Here is a 17,183-nt window from a genome sequence, read left to right as displayed (position 1 = left end):
CCGCAGCGGGGGCCGCGAGGCTCCCGCTTGCTAACCTGATAGGTGTTACATGGCAGGCGCAAAAGAGATTCGCAGTAAGATTGCGAGCATCAAAAGCACGCAAAAGATCACCAGCGCCATGGAAAAAGTGGCGGTCAGCAAAATGCGCAAGGCACAAATGCGCATGGCTGCTAGCCGTCCCTACGCGGAGCGTATCCGCCAGGTTATTGGTCATCTGGCCAACGCCAACCCGGAATATCGCCACCCGTTCATGATCGATCGCGAAGTAAAGCGCGTCGGTTATGTCGTGGTGAGCAGTGACCGTGGTTTGTGCGGTGGTTTGAATACCAACCTGTTCAAGGCCCTGGTCAAGGACATGGCGGTAAACCGCGAAAAAGGCGTCGAGATCGATCTGTGTGTGGTCGGTAGCAAGGGTGCGGCCTTTTTCCGCAACTTCGGCGGTAACGTCGTTGCAGCTATCAGCCACCTGGGTGAAGAACCGTCGATCAATGATTTGATCGGCAGCGTCAAGGTGATGCTGGATGCATACCTGGAAGGCCGGATTGACCGCCTCTCCGTGGTATCCAACAAGTTCATCAACACCATGACGCAACAGCCTACCGTGGAGCAGTTGATTCCATTGGTGGCCGCCCCGGAACAAGAACTCAAGCACCACTGGGACTACCTCTACGAACCAGACGCCAAAGAGCTGCTTGACGGCTTGATGGTGCGCTACGTGGAGTCGCAGGTGTACCAGGCGGTGGTCGAGAACAACGCGGCTGAACAAGCTGCGCGGATGATCGCGATGAAGAACGCTACCGACAACGCCGGTGATTTGATCAGCGATTTGCAGCTGATCTACAACAAGGCGCGTCAGGCTGCGATCACCCAAGAGATCTCGGAAATCGTCGGCGGCGCTGCCGCGGTTTAACGGTTCAAATATTCAGAGGATCCAGCTATGAGTAGCGGACGTATCGTTCAAATCATCGGCGCCGTTATCGACGTGGAATTCCCACGCGACAGCGTACCGAGCATCTACAACGCTTTGAAAGTCAAAAGCGATGCAGGCACCACCCTGGAAGTTCAGCAGCAGCTGGGCGACGGCGTGGTTCGTACCATTGCAATGGGTTCCACCGAAGGCTTGAAGCGCGGTCTGGAAGTCACTGACTCTGGCGCAGCCATCTCCGTACCGGTCGGTAAAGCGACCCTGGGCCGGATCATGGACGTCCTCGGTAACCCGATCGACGAAGCCGGTCCAATCGACACCGAAGAGCGCTGGGGCATTCACCGTCCTGCGCCTTCCTTCGCGGAACAAGCGGGCGGCAACGACCTGCTGGAAACCGGCATCAAGGTTATCGACCTGGTTTGCCCGTTCGCCAAGGGCGGTAAAGTCGGTCTGTTCGGTGGTGCCGGTGTAGGCAAAACCGTAAACATGATGGAACTGATCCGTAACATCGCCATCGAGCACAGCGGTTATTCCGTGTTCGCCGGTGTGGGTGAGCGTACTCGTGAGGGTAACGACTTCTACCACGAGATGAAGGATTCCAACGTTCTGGACAAAGTGGCACTGGTTTACGGTCAGATGAACGAGCCGCCGGGTAACCGTCTGCGCGTAGCACTGACCGGCCTGACCATGGCCGAGAAGTTCCGTGATGAAGGTAACGACGTTCTGCTGTTCGTCGACAACATCTATCGTTACACCCTGGCCGGTACTGAAGTATCCGCACTGCTGGGCCGTATGCCTTCCGCAGTAGGTTACCAGCCGACCCTGGCCGAAGAGATGGGTACTCTGCAAGAGCGTATCACTTCGACCAAAAACGGTTCGATCACCTCGATCCAAGCGGTATACGTACCTGCGGATGACTTGACTGACCCGTCGCCAGCGACCACGTTCGCCCACTTGGACGCCACCGTCGTACTGTCCCGTGACATCGCCTCCCTGGGTATCTACCCAGCGGTCGATCCACTGGACTCGACTTCGCGCCAGCTGGACCCGAACGTCATCGGCCAGGAACACTACGACACCGCTCGCGGCGTCCAGTACGTTCTGCAGCGTTACAAAGAACTGAAGGACATCATTGCGATCCTGGGTATGGACGAGCTGTCGGAAACCGACAAGCAGTTGGTATCCCGCGCTCGTAAGATCCAGCGCTTCTTGTCGCAGCCGTTCTTCGTGGCTGAAGTCTTCACCGGTGCCTCGGGTAAATACGTTTCCCTGAAAGACACCATTGCTGGCTTCAAAGGCATCCTCAACGGTGACTACGACCACCTGCCAGAACAAGCGTTCTACATGGTCGGCGGCATCGAAGAAGCGATCGAGAAAGCCAAGAAACTGTAATTCCGGCGCCCGGTAACGGGCGCTAATCAGGTTGAGGCAAGCAGATGGCTATGACATTCCATTGCGATATCGTCAGCGCGGAAGGGGAAATCTTCTCCGGTCAGATCGAGAGTGTGATTGCACACGGCGAACTGGGCGACCTGGGTATTAACTTTGGCCACGCGCCATTGATTACATCCTTGAAGCCTGGTCCGATCACTCTGACCAAGCTGGGCGGGGAACGGGAGGTGTTTTACATCTCCGGTGGTTTCCTCGAGGTTCAGCCGAACATGGTCAAGGTACTTGCCGACACCGTGCAACGTGCTGCCGACCTGGATGAAGCCTCCGCTCAGGAAGCCGTCAAGGCTGCCGAGAAGGCCCTGAACGAAAAAGGCGCAGATTTCGACTACGGTTCTGCTGCTGCACGTCTGGCCGAGGCCGCAGCTCAGCTGCGCACCGTCCAGCAGATCCGCAAGAAGTTTGGCGGCTAAGCCGTCAAACCTCATGCGTGATTGATTAAAAAGGGTAGCCTCGGCTACCCTTTTTCTTTTTTTGCAAAACACTTCTTTGGTCTGAAGTCTGACCGCCCAGGATTGGTAGCCATTCATGTCTCTCGAAATCGTAATTCTTGCCGCAGGCCAGGGCACCCGCATGCGTTCGGCCCTGCCCAAGGTGCTGCACCCGGTTGCCGGCAACTCCATGCTTGGCCATGTTATCCACAGCGCCCGGCAGCTGGATCCACAGCGCATTCATGTGGTGATCGGCCACGGTGCCGATGTGGTGCGTGAGCGGCTGGCGGCGGATGACCTGAATTTCGTATTGCAGGACAAGCAATTGGGTACCGGGCATGCCACCGCGCAGGCCGTGCCGTTCATCAAGGCCGACACCGTGCTGATCCTCTACGGTGACGTGCCGCTGATCGAAGTGGAAACCTTGCAGCGCCTGCTCAAGCACGTGGTGCCAGGCCAGATGGGCTTGCTCACTGTCGAGTTGGACGACCCGACCGGCTACGGTCGCATCGTGCGCAACGCTGACGGCAAGGTCGCCGCCATCGTCGAGCATAAAGACGCCAGCGAAGCCCAGCGCGCCATCACTGAAGGCAACACCGGCATCCTCGCTGTGCCGGCTGACCGCCTGGCTGACTGGATGAGCCGCTTGTCCAACAACAACGCCCAGGGCGAGTACTACCTGACCGACGTCATCGAGATGGCCGTCAGCGATGGCCTGGTGGTCGCCACCGAACAGCCTCACGACCCGATGGAAGTGCAGGGCGCCAACGACCGCAAGCAACTGGCGGAGCTGGAGCGTCACTACCAACTGCGTGAAGGCCGCCGCCTGATGGCGCTGGGCGTGACGCTGCGTGATCCGGCACGTTTCGATGTGCGGGGTGACGTCACCGTTGGCCGCGACGTGCTGATCGATATCAACGTGATCCTCGAAGGCCGCGTGGTCATTGAAGACGACGTGGTGATCGGGCCGAACTGCGTGATCAAGGACAGCACCCTGCGCAAGGGTGTGGTGATCAAGGCCAACAGCCATATCGACGGTGCGGTGATGGGCGAGGGCAGTGATGCGGGCCCGTTCGCGCGTTTGCGTCCGGGCAGCGTGCTGGGCGCCCGCGCCCACGTGGGTAACTTTGTCGAACTGAAAAACGCCCGGATGGGTGACGACGCCAAGGCCGGCCATCTGGCTTACCTCGGCGATGCAGTGATCGGTGCCCGCAGCAATATCGGCGCAGGCGCCATCACCTGCAATTACGACGGCGCCAACAAGTACCAGACGACCATTGGCGAAGACGTGTTTATCGGCTCCAACAACTCGCTGATCGCCCCCGTCACTATCGGTGATGGTTCAAACACCGCCGCAGGTTCCACCATCAACCAGGATGTGGATAAGTCCCAGTTGGCCGTCGCCCGCGCCCGCCAGCGCAACATCGACGGCTGGAAACGCCCGGTCAAAATCAAGAAGAGCTGAGTTATCCACAACCCTGAAACACTGCAGTACGCATGTGGGAGCGGGCTTGCTCGCGAAGGCGGTCTTTCGGTTGATACATGCGCCGACTGACACACCGCCTTCGCGAGCAAGCCCGCTCCCACATTTTTATCTGTGTTGATTCAAAAAACTCAGTCGCATGCTTGACCATTTTGAATGAATAGGTTTTGATTGCCTTCGTTATCTTTCGAAACGAAACTTATCATCACCATGTCGAAACGAAATACACCCCAACGTCGCCACAACATCCTTGCCATGCTCACCGAGCAAGGTGAAGTCAGCGTGGACGAATTGGCCAAGCGTTTCGAAACCTCGGAAGTCACCATCCGCAAGGACCTGGCGGCCCTCGAAAGTAACGGTCTGTTGCTGCGTCGCTACGGTGGCGCCATCACCATGCCTCAGGAACTGGTCGGTGATCCGGCACAGCCCATTTCGGCCTACAAGCGCGCCATCGCCCGTGCGGCCGTCCGGCGTTTGCGGGAACACGCGCGCATCATCATCGACAGCGGCAGCACCACCGCCGCCATGATCCCCGAACTGGGGCACCAGCCCGGCCTGGTGGTGATGACCAACTCCCTGCACGTGGCCAGCGCCTTGAGCGACCTGGAACACGAGCCGGTATTGTTGATGACCGGCGGCACCTGGGACCCGCATTCGGACTCGTTCCAGGGCCAGGTCGCCGAACAGGTACTGCGTTCCTACGATTTCGACCAGCTCTTTATTGGTGCCGATGGCATCGACCTGGAGCGCGGCACCACCACCTTCAACGAATTACTGGGGCTGAGCCGCGTCATGGCCGAAGTCGCCCGCGAAGTGGTGGTGATGGTCGAGTCCGACAAGATTGGCCGCAAGATCCCCAACCTGGAACTGCCCTGGAGCAGCGTCCATACCCTTATTACCGATGATCGCCTGCCACTTGAGGCCCGCGACCAGATTCAAGCCCGCGGCATCACGCTGATTTGCGCGGCAGTCATCTAGGAGAGAAACCATGTGTGGAATTGTTGGCGCAGTCGCTGAACGAAACGTCACTGCCATTTTGCTCGAAGGCCTCAAACGCCTGGAATACCGTGGCTACGACAGCGCCGGTGTGGCGCTCTTTACCAACGCCGGCAAGCTTGAGCGCATGCGTCGCCCGGGCAAGGTCAGCGAACTCGAACAAGCGTTGGCCGGTGAGCCGCTGGTAGGCCGCCTGGGTATCGCGCACACCCGTTGGGCCACCCACGGCGCGCCGTGCGAACGCAATGCTCACCCGCACTTCTCCGGTGACCTGGCGGTTGTGCACAACGGCATCATCGAAAATCACGAAGTGCTGCGTGAACAGCTCAAAGGCCAGGGTTATGTCTTCACCTCGGACACCGACACCGAAGTCATCGCCCACCTGCTGAACCACAAGCTCAAGGACATCGGCGACCTGACCAACGCTCTCAAGGCCACCGTCAAGGAACTGCATGGCGCCTATGGCCTGGCCGTGATCAGCGCCAGCCAGCCTGACCGCCTGGTCGCCGCCCGCAGTGGCAGCCCATTGGTGATCGGCTTGGGCCTGGGCGAGAACTTCCTCGCCTCCGACCAACTGGCCCTGCGCCAGGTGACTGACCGCTTCATGTACCTGGAAGAAGGCGACATCGCCGAGATCCGCCGTGAAAGCGTGTCCATCTGGGACGTCAACGGCCAGTCCGTGGAACGTGAAGCCGTGCAGTACCGCGACGGTGCCGAAGCCGCCGACAAGGGCGAGTTCCGCCACTTCATGCTCAAGGAAATCCACGAGCAACCGGCCGTGGTGCAACGCACCCTGGAAGGTCGCCTGAGCCAGAACCAGGTATTGGTGCAAGCCTTCGGCCCGCAAGCTGCCGAGCTGTTCGCCAAAGTGCGCAACGTGCAAATCGTCGCCTGCGGCACCAGCTACCACGCCGGCATGGTCGCCCGTTACTGGCTGGAAGAACTGGCCGGCATCCCGTGCCAGGTCGAAGTTGCCAGCGAATTCCGCTACCGCAAGGTGGTGGTGCAGCCCGACACTCTGTTCGTGACCATCTCCCAGTCCGGTGAAACCGCCGACACCCTGGCCGCCCTGCGCAACGCCAAGGAACTGGGCTTCCTCGGCAGCCTGGCGATCTGCAACGTCGGCATCAGCTCGCTGGTGCGCGAGTCCGACCTGACCCTGCTGACCCAGGCCGGTCGTGAAATCGGCGTGGCATCCACCAAGGCCTTCACCACCCAGTTGGTCGGCCTGTTGTTGCTGACCCTGTCCCTGGGCCAGGTTCGCGGCACGCTGGGCGAAGGCGTCGAGGCACACCTGGTCGAAGAACTGCGCCGCCTGCCGGCCCGCCTGGGTGAAGCCCTGGCCATGGACAGCACCGTGGAGAAAGTCGCTGAGCTGTTCGCCGACAAACACCACACCCTGTTCCTCGGCCGTGGTGCGCAATACCCGGTGGCAATGGAAGGTTCGCTCAAGCTCAAGGAAATCTCCTACATCCACGCCGAAGCCTACCCGGCCGGTGAGCTCAAGCACGGTCCGCTGGCCCTGGTGGATGACGACATGCCAGTCGTTACCGTCGCGCCGAACAACGAACTGCTGGAGAAGCTCAAGTCCAACCTGCAGGAAGTGCGCGCCCGTGGCGGCCAATTGATCGTGTTCGCGGACGAGAAGGCCGGCATGACCAATGGCGAAGGCACTCACGTCATCAACATGCCGCACATCCACGACACCCTGTCGCCGATCCTCTACACCATCCCGCTGCAGCTGCTGTCGTATTACGTGGCTGTGCTGAAGGGCACCGACGTTGACCAGCCGCGTAACCTGGCGAAGTCGGTGACGGTGGAATAAGCCGCACCCGAACCACCAAAACCCCCGTTCTTCGGGGGTTTTGCTTTTTCAGGCTACCGGATATCGGGTCTTGCCGTTTCTGTGGACTAATTCCGGGAGTATTCCCCTGCTTTACCCCTAGAATGCGCCCTGTGGATAACTAGCCAGGGAATGCCGCCGCCATGAACATCGAACTGCTGATCGCCGGTATCGTCGTGCTGATCATTGTCGTCGGCCTGGTCGGCTGGCTGGTGGGGGTCTACAACGGCCTGGTGATGCGCCGCAACGATGTGGATAAAGCCTTCGCCAACATCGACGTGCTGCTCAAGCAGCGGGCAGACCAGATTCCCGACCTGATGCGCGTGGTGCAAACCGCCATGAACCATGAGAACGCGCTGTTCACCCGCCTCAGCGACGCCCGCACCGCGTACCTCAACGCCAGCAGCCTCACCGATAAAGTCGATGCCTCCAACCAGCTCAATACGGCGCTCAAGTCGGTGATTGCAGTGGCCGAGAATTATCCGACGCTGATCTCCGGCCCCAACATGGTCGAGTTGCAGCAGGCGATCTCGGCAGTGGAGGAACGCATCGCCGACCGTCGCGAGTTCTTCAATGAGTCGGTCAACCTCTACAATATCGCCATCGCGATTTTTCCTGATCTGTTCTTCGCCAAGATGCTCGGCTATCAGCGCATTCCGCTGCTGGCCATCAGCGCCGAAGAAACCCGCTACGACGGCGTGAAGCTTGAGGTGCCGGGGGCATGAAAACCACCCAGGCAGGGGTTGTCACAAAAAAACCAGCGTGGAAAACCCTGGTGGCACTGGTCTTTCTCGCCGGCTTTATTGGCCTGATGGTCTACGCCCCGACGATCCTCGTGGCGCTGTTTTTTCCTGTGTGCATCCTGATCGGGCTGCTGGCCAGCTTCGGCCCCAATTTCTATCGCACCGAACAGCGCCTGGCCACCAGCCAGATACGCTCATTGGCCATGGGGCTGGTGGAAGTGAACGGCAAGGTGATCGTCGACACGCCGCTGATCTCCCCGGTCCACGGCAAGCCTTGCGCGGGTTACGTGTGGGTCATCGAAGAAGGCACCAAAGACAAGGATGGCGATTGGAGCTGGAGCCAGGTCTCGGCCGAGGCTCGCTGCAATGACTTCCGTCTGCAGGACGCCACCGGTGAAGTGACAGTGATTGCCGAGGGTATCGACCTGTTCGGCAAGAAGCGCCCTGACGACCATGAATGGATCAGCAGCTCCCGCCGCCAGGGCGAACTGCTCCTCACCCAGGATATGCAGGTGATGCTGATTGGCGACGCCTGCGAGCGTGCGGGCAAGACGGTGATTGCCCAGGGCCGGCAACCTGACGCGGTGTTCGGCCTGGCCGAGACCAAGGAGGTGGAAAACCGCCGTGTGCTGGCGCCGCTGTGGCGCGCCGGTGGTTTCTACGCGGTGGTGTTGGGTTTGATCGGCGTCGGCATCATGGCCATGACGCCGGAACATTTTGCCCAACTGCATTTGCCGGGCCCCGCCACCTACCAGCAAATGGCAGAGCTGAATCCCGCCTATCGGTTTCTGGCCTGGTTGTACCGTGACAATGGCTTCGTGATTCCTTTCATGGCCGCGTTTGGCTTCTTGCTGACGATGTTTGTGGTGTTGCTCGCGCTGCGGCTCTTGCTGCCCACGGGCATGCGCCTGGCGGTAGGCCGCGTGCTGGGCGCCTGGATGGGCCTAGGCATGGTGATTGGCGGCGTAGTGACCTTGCTGCTGGTGGTGGCCCAGGTGGACACCATGAAGGTGTTCCTGGTGTGGATGATGATTCTGCTGGGCACCCTGGTGTTTTCGATCTTTGAGCAACGCAAGCTAGGGGTGGCGTACAAGCATTTCGCAAAAGATGCAGGCACTGCCGGTTTAGGCGACGAAGACGCCTGATCAGGGTACAAACTCAACCTTCAAGCCTCGGCTGGCGCTGCGGCCCTGATCGTCAGTCACCCGCAACCGGTACTCCCCCGACTTACCCGGCCGCCAGTTCAGCGTGGTTTGCGGCGGGCCCTGGCCGATCAGGGTCTGGTCGGCGAACCAATACAGCGTCAGTGCATCACTGGCCGCGTTGGCGTTCAGCGGGATGCTTTCCTGGGGCTGGGACAGGCGCAGGTGGTAGCTGACCTGGGTCAGCGGCGAGCGAATCTGTGGCGCTTCGCTTTGATCGCCGACACGGTTGGGTTGGCAGCTTTTCTGCACATTGGGCGGCGTACGCCGGGGCAGCCCTGCGGCGCGGAACAGCCGCTGCACATCGCTGGGCCAGAACTCGAAGACTTCTTCACGGGTGTACTGCGGGTCGAACGGCGGGCACGCGGCCTTGCCGGTGCGGGTGTCGATCAGCACCGGGCGGTGCAGGTTGGACACCCGAATCGGTGACACGCCGGGGATGTACCAGGTCTTGCGGGTACGTGGGCACCAACGGTTGGGCAAGTCACCAGAGGCCGCGCAGACGTCGATGCGGATCAGCCCGGCGGGCGGCTTGTCGGGTTTGATCACCACATTGGGCAAGGCCAGCGGCAGGGCGTCGGCAATACGGAAGAACAACGGTGCCGCAGTTTTCGCACCGATAAACTCAGGATTCGGACGCCCATCGAAGTTGCCCACCCACACCACCAGCACGTACGGGCCTACGAGGCCGGCGCTCCATGCATCATGAAAACCCCAGGACGTGCCGGTCTTCCAGGCCGTACGCCAGTGGCGCCCCGGCAGCCCGTCCGGGCGCGGGTTGCGCCGCAGCATGTCGCGCACCATAAACGCGGCCTGCGGCGTGAGTAGCTGGGCGCCAGTGGTTTGCGGCTGTTCCTGCAAATAGCGCAGCGGCCGCAAATGCCCGTCACCAGCCAGCATCACATACAGCCGCGCCAGCTCCTCGGGCGTCATCTCGCCGCCGCCCAAGGCCAGCGCCAAGCCGTAATGGCTTTCGCCGCGCAGGCCCTTGATCCCGGCCCTTTGCAGCAATCCGTAGAGTGACGGAGAGCGGGTTTGGCTGGCCAGCCACACCGCCGGAATATTGCGGCTGCGAATCAGCGCGTCGCGGGCTGTCACCGGACCGACAAAACTACCGTCGAAATTTTCCGGCTGGAAGTAGCCGAAGTTACTCGGCATGTCCTTGAGGATGCTCATGGGGTGGATCACCCCTTGGTCCAGCGCCAGCCCATACAGGAATGGCTTGAGGGTGGAGCCCGGCGAGCGCCGCGACAACACGCCGTTGACCTGGCCGTGGATGCTTGTGGATAAGTAGTCTGCCGAGCCCACCAGGGCTTTTACGCTCTGGTCGCGGCTGTCGATCAGGATCGCCGTGGCGTTTTCCACACCGCTGCTGCGGCGCTCGGCGATGAAGCCGGTGATCAGCCGTTCCATCAATTGTTGCAGCGCCAGGTTGAGGGTGCTGTTCAACTCATTGCCGGTTTGCGAGGCCAGCAACTGTTCGCTCAGGTGCGGCGCGAGAAACGGGATCTGCTGGCGGTTGCGGGCTTCCAGCGGCAGGTCCAGCAAACTGTCGTTACGCGGGTCCTGTGGATAAGTTTCCCGCCAGTCGGCCATCAGCCGTTGCCGGGCGGTTTGCAGGGAAGGTCCAAAGCGCGCCCGACGACCCGGTTGCTGGGGAATCACGGCCAGCGCGAGGGCTTCAGACAAGGACAACTGCGCCGCTGACTTGCCAAAATAGATCCGGCTGGCCGCTTCGGCACCTTCGATATTGCCGCCCATGGGCGCCAGGTTGAGGTAGGCCTCAAGGATGTCGTGCTTGCTGTAACGTGCCTCCAGCCACAACGCTAGGGCCATCTGCTGCAGCTTGCCGGGCACTTGGCGAGTGTTGAGATCCCACAGGCGCCTGGCCAACTGCATGCTCAAGGTCGAGCCGCCTTGGCGCTGGCCGCCGCTATAGGTGGCCATGGCCGCTCGCAATAACGCCGGGGGATTGATCCCCGGGTGCCAGTAGAAATTGCGGTCTTCCTTGAGCAGCAACGCCTCCACCAGTGACGGAGAAATCCGTTCCAGGGGAAGCCACAGGCGATATTGCCCGTCAGCCGCCAGGGTCATGCGCAGCAGCGAACCGTCATCGGCCAAAACCACCCGTGATGAACTGGCCGCCTGTTCCAGCGGTGCATGGGGCCACAAGCGCAGCCCCGCCAGAATCACCGCCGCTGCCAGCAGCGGCGTCAGGCTTTTAAGGCTTGGTAATTTCAAGCTGGCCTACTTTGCCGCGTCCTTGCAGGGTGGTTTCGTACATGCCCTCGGCGTAGGCCGGTGGCGTATTGAAGGTACCGGCGTTGGTGGCGCGCACGCGGTACACGAAGGTGCCTACATCCCGCAGCGCGGTGCCGTACAACACCACTCGGTCATCACGCACGTCGACGTAGTCCGGTTGCCAGTTGCTCAAGTCGGTCTCGCCAATCGGCGCCTGCCAGGCGTCGGCTTCTTCGGTGTCTTCGCCGGTTTCAACGTACTCCGAATCGTCGCCTTCGCTTTCCTCGGTGCTGGCCGCTTCCGGCTCCGGCGGCAAGTTATACACAGGCTCGACACCACCCGGCAGCAAGTCGACCACCGCCACTTGCTGCACCTGATCACGGTCAGTAGCCCGCAAGCGCAGGCGCACCAGGAACTCATCACCTACCGCGACCTTGCTGACTGGATTGCCCTTGAGGTCGAGGTATTCGTGGATGATTTCCAGGCCGCTGTTGATCGGCTTGAGGTTGGCGCCCTTGTCATAGCCCGCTTCGCTCAGCATGTAGAACGCCGCCGGGCCGTCGGATTTTTCCATCTGCAGTTTTTGCGTACCGGCAGGCACCGCCGCACGTGGCGGCTGGCCGGCCATCTGCAACAACTGTTGCTGCTTGTCGCTGAGCCATGCGGTGGCCTTGAGGGTCATGTCGCTTTGCGCGCGCTGGCCATAGTTGTCCAGGGCCCGCAGCAACAGTGCCGCCGACAGCGAGTTGTAGCGTTGCTCGTTGAGACGCTTGCCGAGTTTATCCAGCAGGCTTGTCGGCACATCGTCGAGCATTTCCGGGAAGTGCCGCGCGAGCAAATGCAGGTGCTCGGCGTCGTGCACCAGCGGGTCGTAATACAGGCCGTCGCTGTTCCATTTATCCGACAGGGAAAGCCACGGCACCTTGCGGAACAAGGTATCGGCCTGACGATCCTGCTTGAGCAGCTTGTAGCTGGCGGCCAGGTACGCCGCGCCAATGTCGTTCTGCCAGGTGTCCTTGAAGTAGCTTTCGTAGCGCTCGCGGATATCGCTTAAGGCGCCGCTCACCAGAATCCCCTGACGGCTCAGGAGGTAACTGGCGTAGGCGCGGTTGCGCAATTCCGACAGGCCTTCGCTCGGGCCGTTGGCCAGGTCGGTGAGGTACGCGTTGGAACGTTGCAGCAGGTCTTCCGGCACCGGCAGCCCGCGCTCCCTGGCTTCGATCAGGAAGTCGGTGGCGTACAGGCTGGCATACGGCGCCACATCCGGGTTGGCCGCCCACAAGCCGAAACCGCCGGCCTGGTTCTGCCGTTGACGCAGCATGCGCACCGCACCGCTGAAGGCTTGCTCGGCCTCCGGCGCGTTACCACCCCAGATCAACGCCGGCATGGCCTTGGACACCAATTGCTCGGTGCAGGCGTAGCCATAGTCATCCAGGTAATGCTTGAGGCCGTTGGCCCATACCAGCGGCGAAGCGGCGACGCCCAACTGCACATCGCGCAACTGGCTGAACAGCTCGCGGGTCGGTTTCAGCTCTTTGCTGGCGCTGTCGAAACGGCCCAGGCTCAGGGCCACCCGATGCTCGCTCAAGGGTCGGATCGACGTGGTTTCCGCCACCTGGATACGCTTGCCATCCGGCAGCACCGCGACAAAGCGCAAGTCTGCCGAGCCGAGGGTTTCGCCTACCTTGATCTTGAACTCGGCGACACCCTCCTTGCGCGGTTGCAGGGCCAGGGTGCTGGCCTTGTCGCCTTGCACCTGCAGGCCATCGCTGGTCTGCACTTCAAACTTCACGTCCGCCGCCGCGTCCAGGTTGCTGAACACCCCGGCGCTGACGCTGAACACATCCCCCGGTGCGACAAAGGCCGGCACGTTCGGCGTGATCACCAGCGGCCCGCGCACTTCGGTGTTGGCCTCGCTGACGCCCACGCTGTCGCTGTCCACGGCCACCGCAAACAGATGCAGCTTGCCATTGAAGCTGTCCGGAACCTGGTAGTGCAGCACGGTTTCACCGGCCGGCAAGTCCACCAGGCCAGACCACCAGGCCACAGGTGGCTGATGTTTACGCTTGAACGGGTTGAGGTGGTTGGCCAGGGCGCCTTCCGTATCGCCACCCGGCGCTGCCCCACTGAGCAGGCGGCTGAATTCCGGCAGGATCAGGTCAAGGATCTGACTGGTGCCGACCTCCAGTGCACGCTTCTGGAAGAAGAAGCCCAACGGGTCCGGCGTCTGGTAGCGCGCCACTTGCAGGATGCCTTCGTCCACCGCGTAGACCACTGCGCGGCCAGGGCGGTCGGCGTTGACCTTGATATCCAGGGTCTGCCCCGGCTCGATCTTCGCCGGGCCTTCGACTTTCAGCGCCATGCGCCGCGCGTCGAGGTTGATGCTGAACGGCACCACGCCGTAGGACAGCGGGCTCATGTAGACCTCGGACGAACCAATGTCCCGTACGAACTGCACGTTGACGTAGGCATTGCCCTCAAGCCCCGCAGGAACGCGGATGTGTTGCACACTGTTGGTGCTGTCGGCCTTGAACCACTGCTGGGTGTAGACCTTGTCCCGCTCGATGGTGATCAACCCGGCGCCGGTGTACGGCGCGCGAATGCTGATGGCGATCTCATCACCGGTGGCGTAGCTGCGTTTATCCAGGCGCAGTTGCAGTTCGGCGTTGCGCTCCAGGGAGCGCGAGGTGTTGCCCCGGCCGGCGACGCTGTAGTCGATCTGGTTCAGCAGGTTGCCGTTGGCGTCCTTGAGTTGCAGGGTGAAATCGCCCGGGGTGCCGGTGTTCAGGGTTTGCTTGGCGCCGTCCTTGGTCATCACCAGCGGCGAGGCCGGCTGGCTGATGTTCTTGATGCGCGACTCGTATTTGTAGGTGCCGTTGGATTGCTTCACCAGCACCGAGACGTAGCGGTGCTCGACCACTTCACTGGTCAGGCCGTCGACTGCGACTGGCGTAAGGTCTGGCGCCACGGCCAGCCATTGCACTTCACGCGGGGCGTCCTTGGCGACGAAAGACAGCGAATCCTTGCTCTTCACACCCACCAGGTACGGCGCCGCCGACACCAGCAATGCGCTTTGTGCGGCGACGTTGCGACCGCCTTCGGCTTCGTACACCTGGGTCATCACTTGCAGGCGGTAGGTGCTGTTGGCGAAGCGTTGCAGGTTCAGGTCCAGCACCGCCTGGCCATTGTCGTCGACGGTGGTTTCGGCCAGGTCTTCGGAGCTGGCTTCTTCCAGCGAGTCATTCAGGCGGAAGCGGTAATCCGGGTAGCGATCAAAGGCCGCGAGCGTCGGGCTCAGAGACATTTTCGCCGTGACGCGACGACCCGCCGCCGGAGCGCCGAACAAGTGCATCGCGGTGACCTTGGCCACCACCTGGTCCGGCGGGATCCAGCCCAGCACCGGTGTATCGTGCAGGCTCAGGCTGACTTTCATCCGGTCCGGTTCAAAGTCGCGGACCTTGAAGCTGACGCTGCCCAGGTCGGTACGACGCTGCTTCTCACCGATCAGTTGCAGGGTCGCGGTGTAATCGCCGGATGGCGCTACTTCGCTGCTTGGGAAATCGAAGGTTTCAAAACCGCTGGCCGACAGTTTCAACGGCTGGCGAATCACCTCAAGGCCACGGGGGTCGGTGATCTGCAACTCAACCGGCAGGCCTTGCAGGGCGCCTTTCCAGTCGCCGCTGCGCACGATCATGCCCAGGTGCGCGGTCTCGCCGGGCCGGTACAGGCCGCGATCGGTAAACAGGTAGGCGCTGAGGCGATTGATCGCACCGTCCTCTTCCAGGCCGCCTACATCAAAGCGTGACAAATCCAGCTGTTGCGACTGACGGGCAATCGGCAGGAAGGATTGGTCATTGCCGCGACTGACCACATACATCAACGGCGTTTTCTCACGGCGCAGTTCATCCAGCTTGGCGAAGTGCGCGTGACCTTCGGCGTCGGTATGGCCGCTGGCGACCGGCAAACCGTTGCGGCCGATGATATCGACCTGGGCGTCGGACACCGGCGAGCCGTTGCCGATGGACTGCACGTACACATCGTGACTGCCATCGCTGGAGCGCTTGGCGATGATGCCCAAGTCGGTGACCACGATGAAACGCAGGTCGCTGGTGGTGTTGCGCGAGTAGTCGAAGGTGCGATCGGCCGGGTCGTCCTGCGGGCTCAGCTTGAGCACAAAAATCCCCCGGCGGCCGCCGTTGGCCGTGAGGTAGTTGCTCAGGTCGACGTTGTCGTAGACGGTTTTCGACGGGTCGCCAGCCGACAGCGGAATGTCCAGGCTCTGACGCTCCACCATCCGGTCGAAGTAGTCATTGGCAAAATTCGGTCGGGCAAAGCTGCCGCTGCTTTGGTCCACCAGGTGTTGCAACTGGTTGGGCAGCAGGCGCGCGATTTCCACATGGGCGCCGGGTACGCCACGGGCCATGAAGCCCAGGCGTTTTTCGCCGGTGAGGCTGAGCAGGGCGCCGTCGGACAGGAACTGCAGCGTGCGTGGATAAGCCGGCATGCTCACGAGAGAGGCTGTCGGATTTTTCGCCAGGTAGCCGCCGATGGCTTCCAGGTTGGCCGGCACCCGTACATACAGGGCGCGGCCCGGCGGGGCCTTGAACTTGAAGGCGTGCAGGGTATTCAGCGGTTCGACGCTCGGCACGTGGGTCAGCTTGACCTTGGTGCTGCTGGCCAGCAGTTTGTCGTCGATGTCTTGCAGGTTCCAGGGGCGGGTATCGTCCTCGGCTTTTTCCGGCAGCATCCAGGCCTGCACCTTGTTGGCGATGGTCTCGTCGGCCACGGCGCTGGAACTGCTGAACATCAACACCGGCTCGGGTTCGCCGCGCTCGTTGTCGACAAAGCTGACTTCGGCGCCGGTAAAGGTCAGGCGATAGCGGCCGGGCACGGTGACTTCGGCCACCAGCGGCGCCGAGCTGGGATTGCCGCCATCACGGGCCTTGAGGCCTTCATCGAGCTTGGCGCTGACCGGGGTGCTTTCCAGTGGGGTGGCCAGGGCGGCAGAGCGCACAAAGGCGTTGAGCTTGTGTTCGTCGAAGGTGATTTCCGGGCGATTGGGCAGTTGCGCATCGCGGTAGGCCAAGCCTTTGCCGAGGGTGACCGAGGCACGTTTGCGTACGCTGTCTTCGTCTACCGGGTGGGAAAAGTGGAAGGTCGCTACCAGCTGTTTCTGCGTCGGGTTGCTCGGGTCCTGGTACAGCTCGTTTTGCGTCAAGGTGGCGCGGAACGGCTGGGTGGAGAATTGGCTGGTGTATTGGCTGAGCAGTACGCCGTCGGCCAACAGGGTTTTCTTGGCCAGGTCGATAGTGTAGTGGGCGTCGACGGGCCAGTCTTTTTCCGGGGTGAACACCAGGCTGCGGTCATCCGCCCAGCGCCAGGCGCCGGCGATGGCAGGCTTGAGGGTGATGCCTTCGGTGACCGGCTTGCCGATGGCTTCCAGCGGGGCCACTGATTCGGCGAAGCGCACCTGCAAGTTATCCACAACCGGCTGCGGCTGGGTGTAATCCGTCAGGTTGGGCTTGTGCAGCGAATAACCCACGGTGTGGGGCTGAGGCAGGTGGGAATACCAGTGCCAGCCGTAAAAGCCCGCGGCCAGCACGAGTACCAGGGCCAGCGCGCCGCCCGCAGCCTGGCGCGGATAAGCCCGGGCCTTGTGGCCGACGTTGACCAGGCCGTTGCCTGTGGCTTGCAGCCAGCGCGGCGGCTGCCACTGGCCGAACAGGCTGCGCGCCAGCCATCGAACGGCGCTGAACAGGACACTCACCACTGAGATCAAGGCCCCGAAAAAACGGCGGCTGGTCGCTTTTAACGAATCAAACATGGTGAGCATCCCTGGCAATGTGTCGCGTATCTTACACGTCTCTTTG

At 61.6% G+C, this 17,183-nt stretch carries 10 protein-coding genes; 8 read left to right on the top strand and 2 right to left on the bottom strand.

Translation table 11 applies throughout. The features are described from left to right. The first annotated feature begins 49 nt into the window (after positions 1 to 49). The 8 genes from atpG to HX818_RS14860 all read left to right on the top strand — a co-directional run bounded on the left by atpG (position 50) and on the right by HX818_RS14860 (position 9,015). On the top strand, positions 50 to 910 hold the full coding sequence (atpG, locus tag HX818_RS14895) for a F0F1 ATP synthase subunit gamma (RefSeq protein WP_003213547.1): 861 nt from the start codon (positions 50 to 52) through the stop codon (positions 908 to 910). A 27-nt stretch (positions 911 to 937) separates the two neighbouring features. Next, positions 938 to 2,317 carry a F0F1 ATP synthase subunit beta gene (gene atpD, locus HX818_RS14890; RefSeq protein WP_003213545.1) on the top strand — a complete coding sequence of 460 codons (1,380 nt, stop codon included), beginning with the start codon at positions 938 to 940 and terminating at the stop codon, positions 2,315 to 2,317. A gap of 44 nt (positions 2,318 to 2,361) precedes the next feature. Then, the gene (locus HX818_RS14885; protein ID WP_008439541.1) at positions 2,362 to 2,787 is read left to right on the top strand and encodes a F0F1 ATP synthase subunit epsilon; all 426 of its coding nucleotides are present in this window, start codon (positions 2,362 to 2,364) and stop codon (positions 2,785 to 2,787) included. Positions 2,788 to 2,902: 115 nt separating this feature from the next. Next, positions 2,903 to 4,270 (top strand): bifunctional UDP-N-acetylglucosamine diphosphorylase/glucosamine-1-phosphate N-acetyltransferase GlmU, encoded by a 1,368-nt coding sequence (glmU, locus tag HX818_RS14880; RefSeq protein WP_003213541.1) that lies wholly within the window; start codon positions 2,903 to 2,905, stop codon positions 4,268 to 4,270. A 228-nt stretch (positions 4,271 to 4,498) separates the two neighbouring features. Beyond that, the gene (locus tag HX818_RS14875) at positions 4,499 to 5,266 is read left to right on the top strand and encodes a DeoR/GlpR family DNA-binding transcription regulator (protein WP_003213539.1); all 768 of its coding nucleotides are present in this window, start codon (positions 4,499 to 4,501) and stop codon (positions 5,264 to 5,266) included. Positions 5,267 to 5,276: 10 nt separating this feature from the next. After that, on the top strand, positions 5,277 to 7,109 hold the full coding sequence (glmS, locus tag HX818_RS14870) for a glutamine--fructose-6-phosphate transaminase (isomerizing) (RefSeq protein ID WP_008439539.1): 1,833 nt from the start codon (positions 5,277 to 5,279) through the stop codon (positions 7,107 to 7,109). A gap of 161 nt (positions 7,110 to 7,270) precedes the next feature. Beyond that, positions 7,271 to 7,852 carry a LemA family protein gene (locus tag HX818_RS14865; protein ID WP_003213535.1) on the top strand — a complete coding sequence of 194 codons (582 nt, stop codon included), beginning with the start codon at positions 7,271 to 7,273 and terminating at the stop codon, positions 7,850 to 7,852. Next, entirely contained in the window at positions 7,849 to 9,015 is a 1,167-nt protein-coding gene (locus HX818_RS14860) for a hypothetical protein (protein WP_177020333.1), read from the top strand. Before HX818_RS14865 ends, HX818_RS14860 begins: the two co-directional genes overlap by 4 nt. On the opposite strand, the gene pbpC is transcribed toward HX818_RS14860, so the two are convergent. Further along, positions 9,016 to 11,313 (bottom strand): penicillin-binding protein 1C, encoded by a 2,298-nt coding sequence (gene pbpC, locus HX818_RS14855; RefSeq protein WP_177020332.1) that lies wholly within the window; start codon positions 11,311 to 11,313, stop codon positions 9,016 to 9,018. Further along, positions 11,294 to 17,137, bottom strand: coding sequence for an alpha-2-macroglobulin (locus tag HX818_RS14850; RefSeq protein WP_177020331.1), 5,844 nt, complete (start codon positions 17,135 to 17,137; stop codon positions 11,294 to 11,296). The genes pbpC and HX818_RS14850 overlap by 20 nt, the downstream gene beginning before the upstream one ends. Positions 17,138 to 17,183 lie beyond the last annotated feature (46 nt).

Origin of the sequence: Pseudomonas sp. F9001 (assembly GCF_013385435.1) — a bacterium.
Lineage (GTDB): Bacteria > Pseudomonadota > Gammaproteobacteria > Pseudomonadales > Pseudomonadaceae > Aquipseudomonas.
This window is presented reverse-complemented; position numbering and strand designations above follow the sequence as displayed.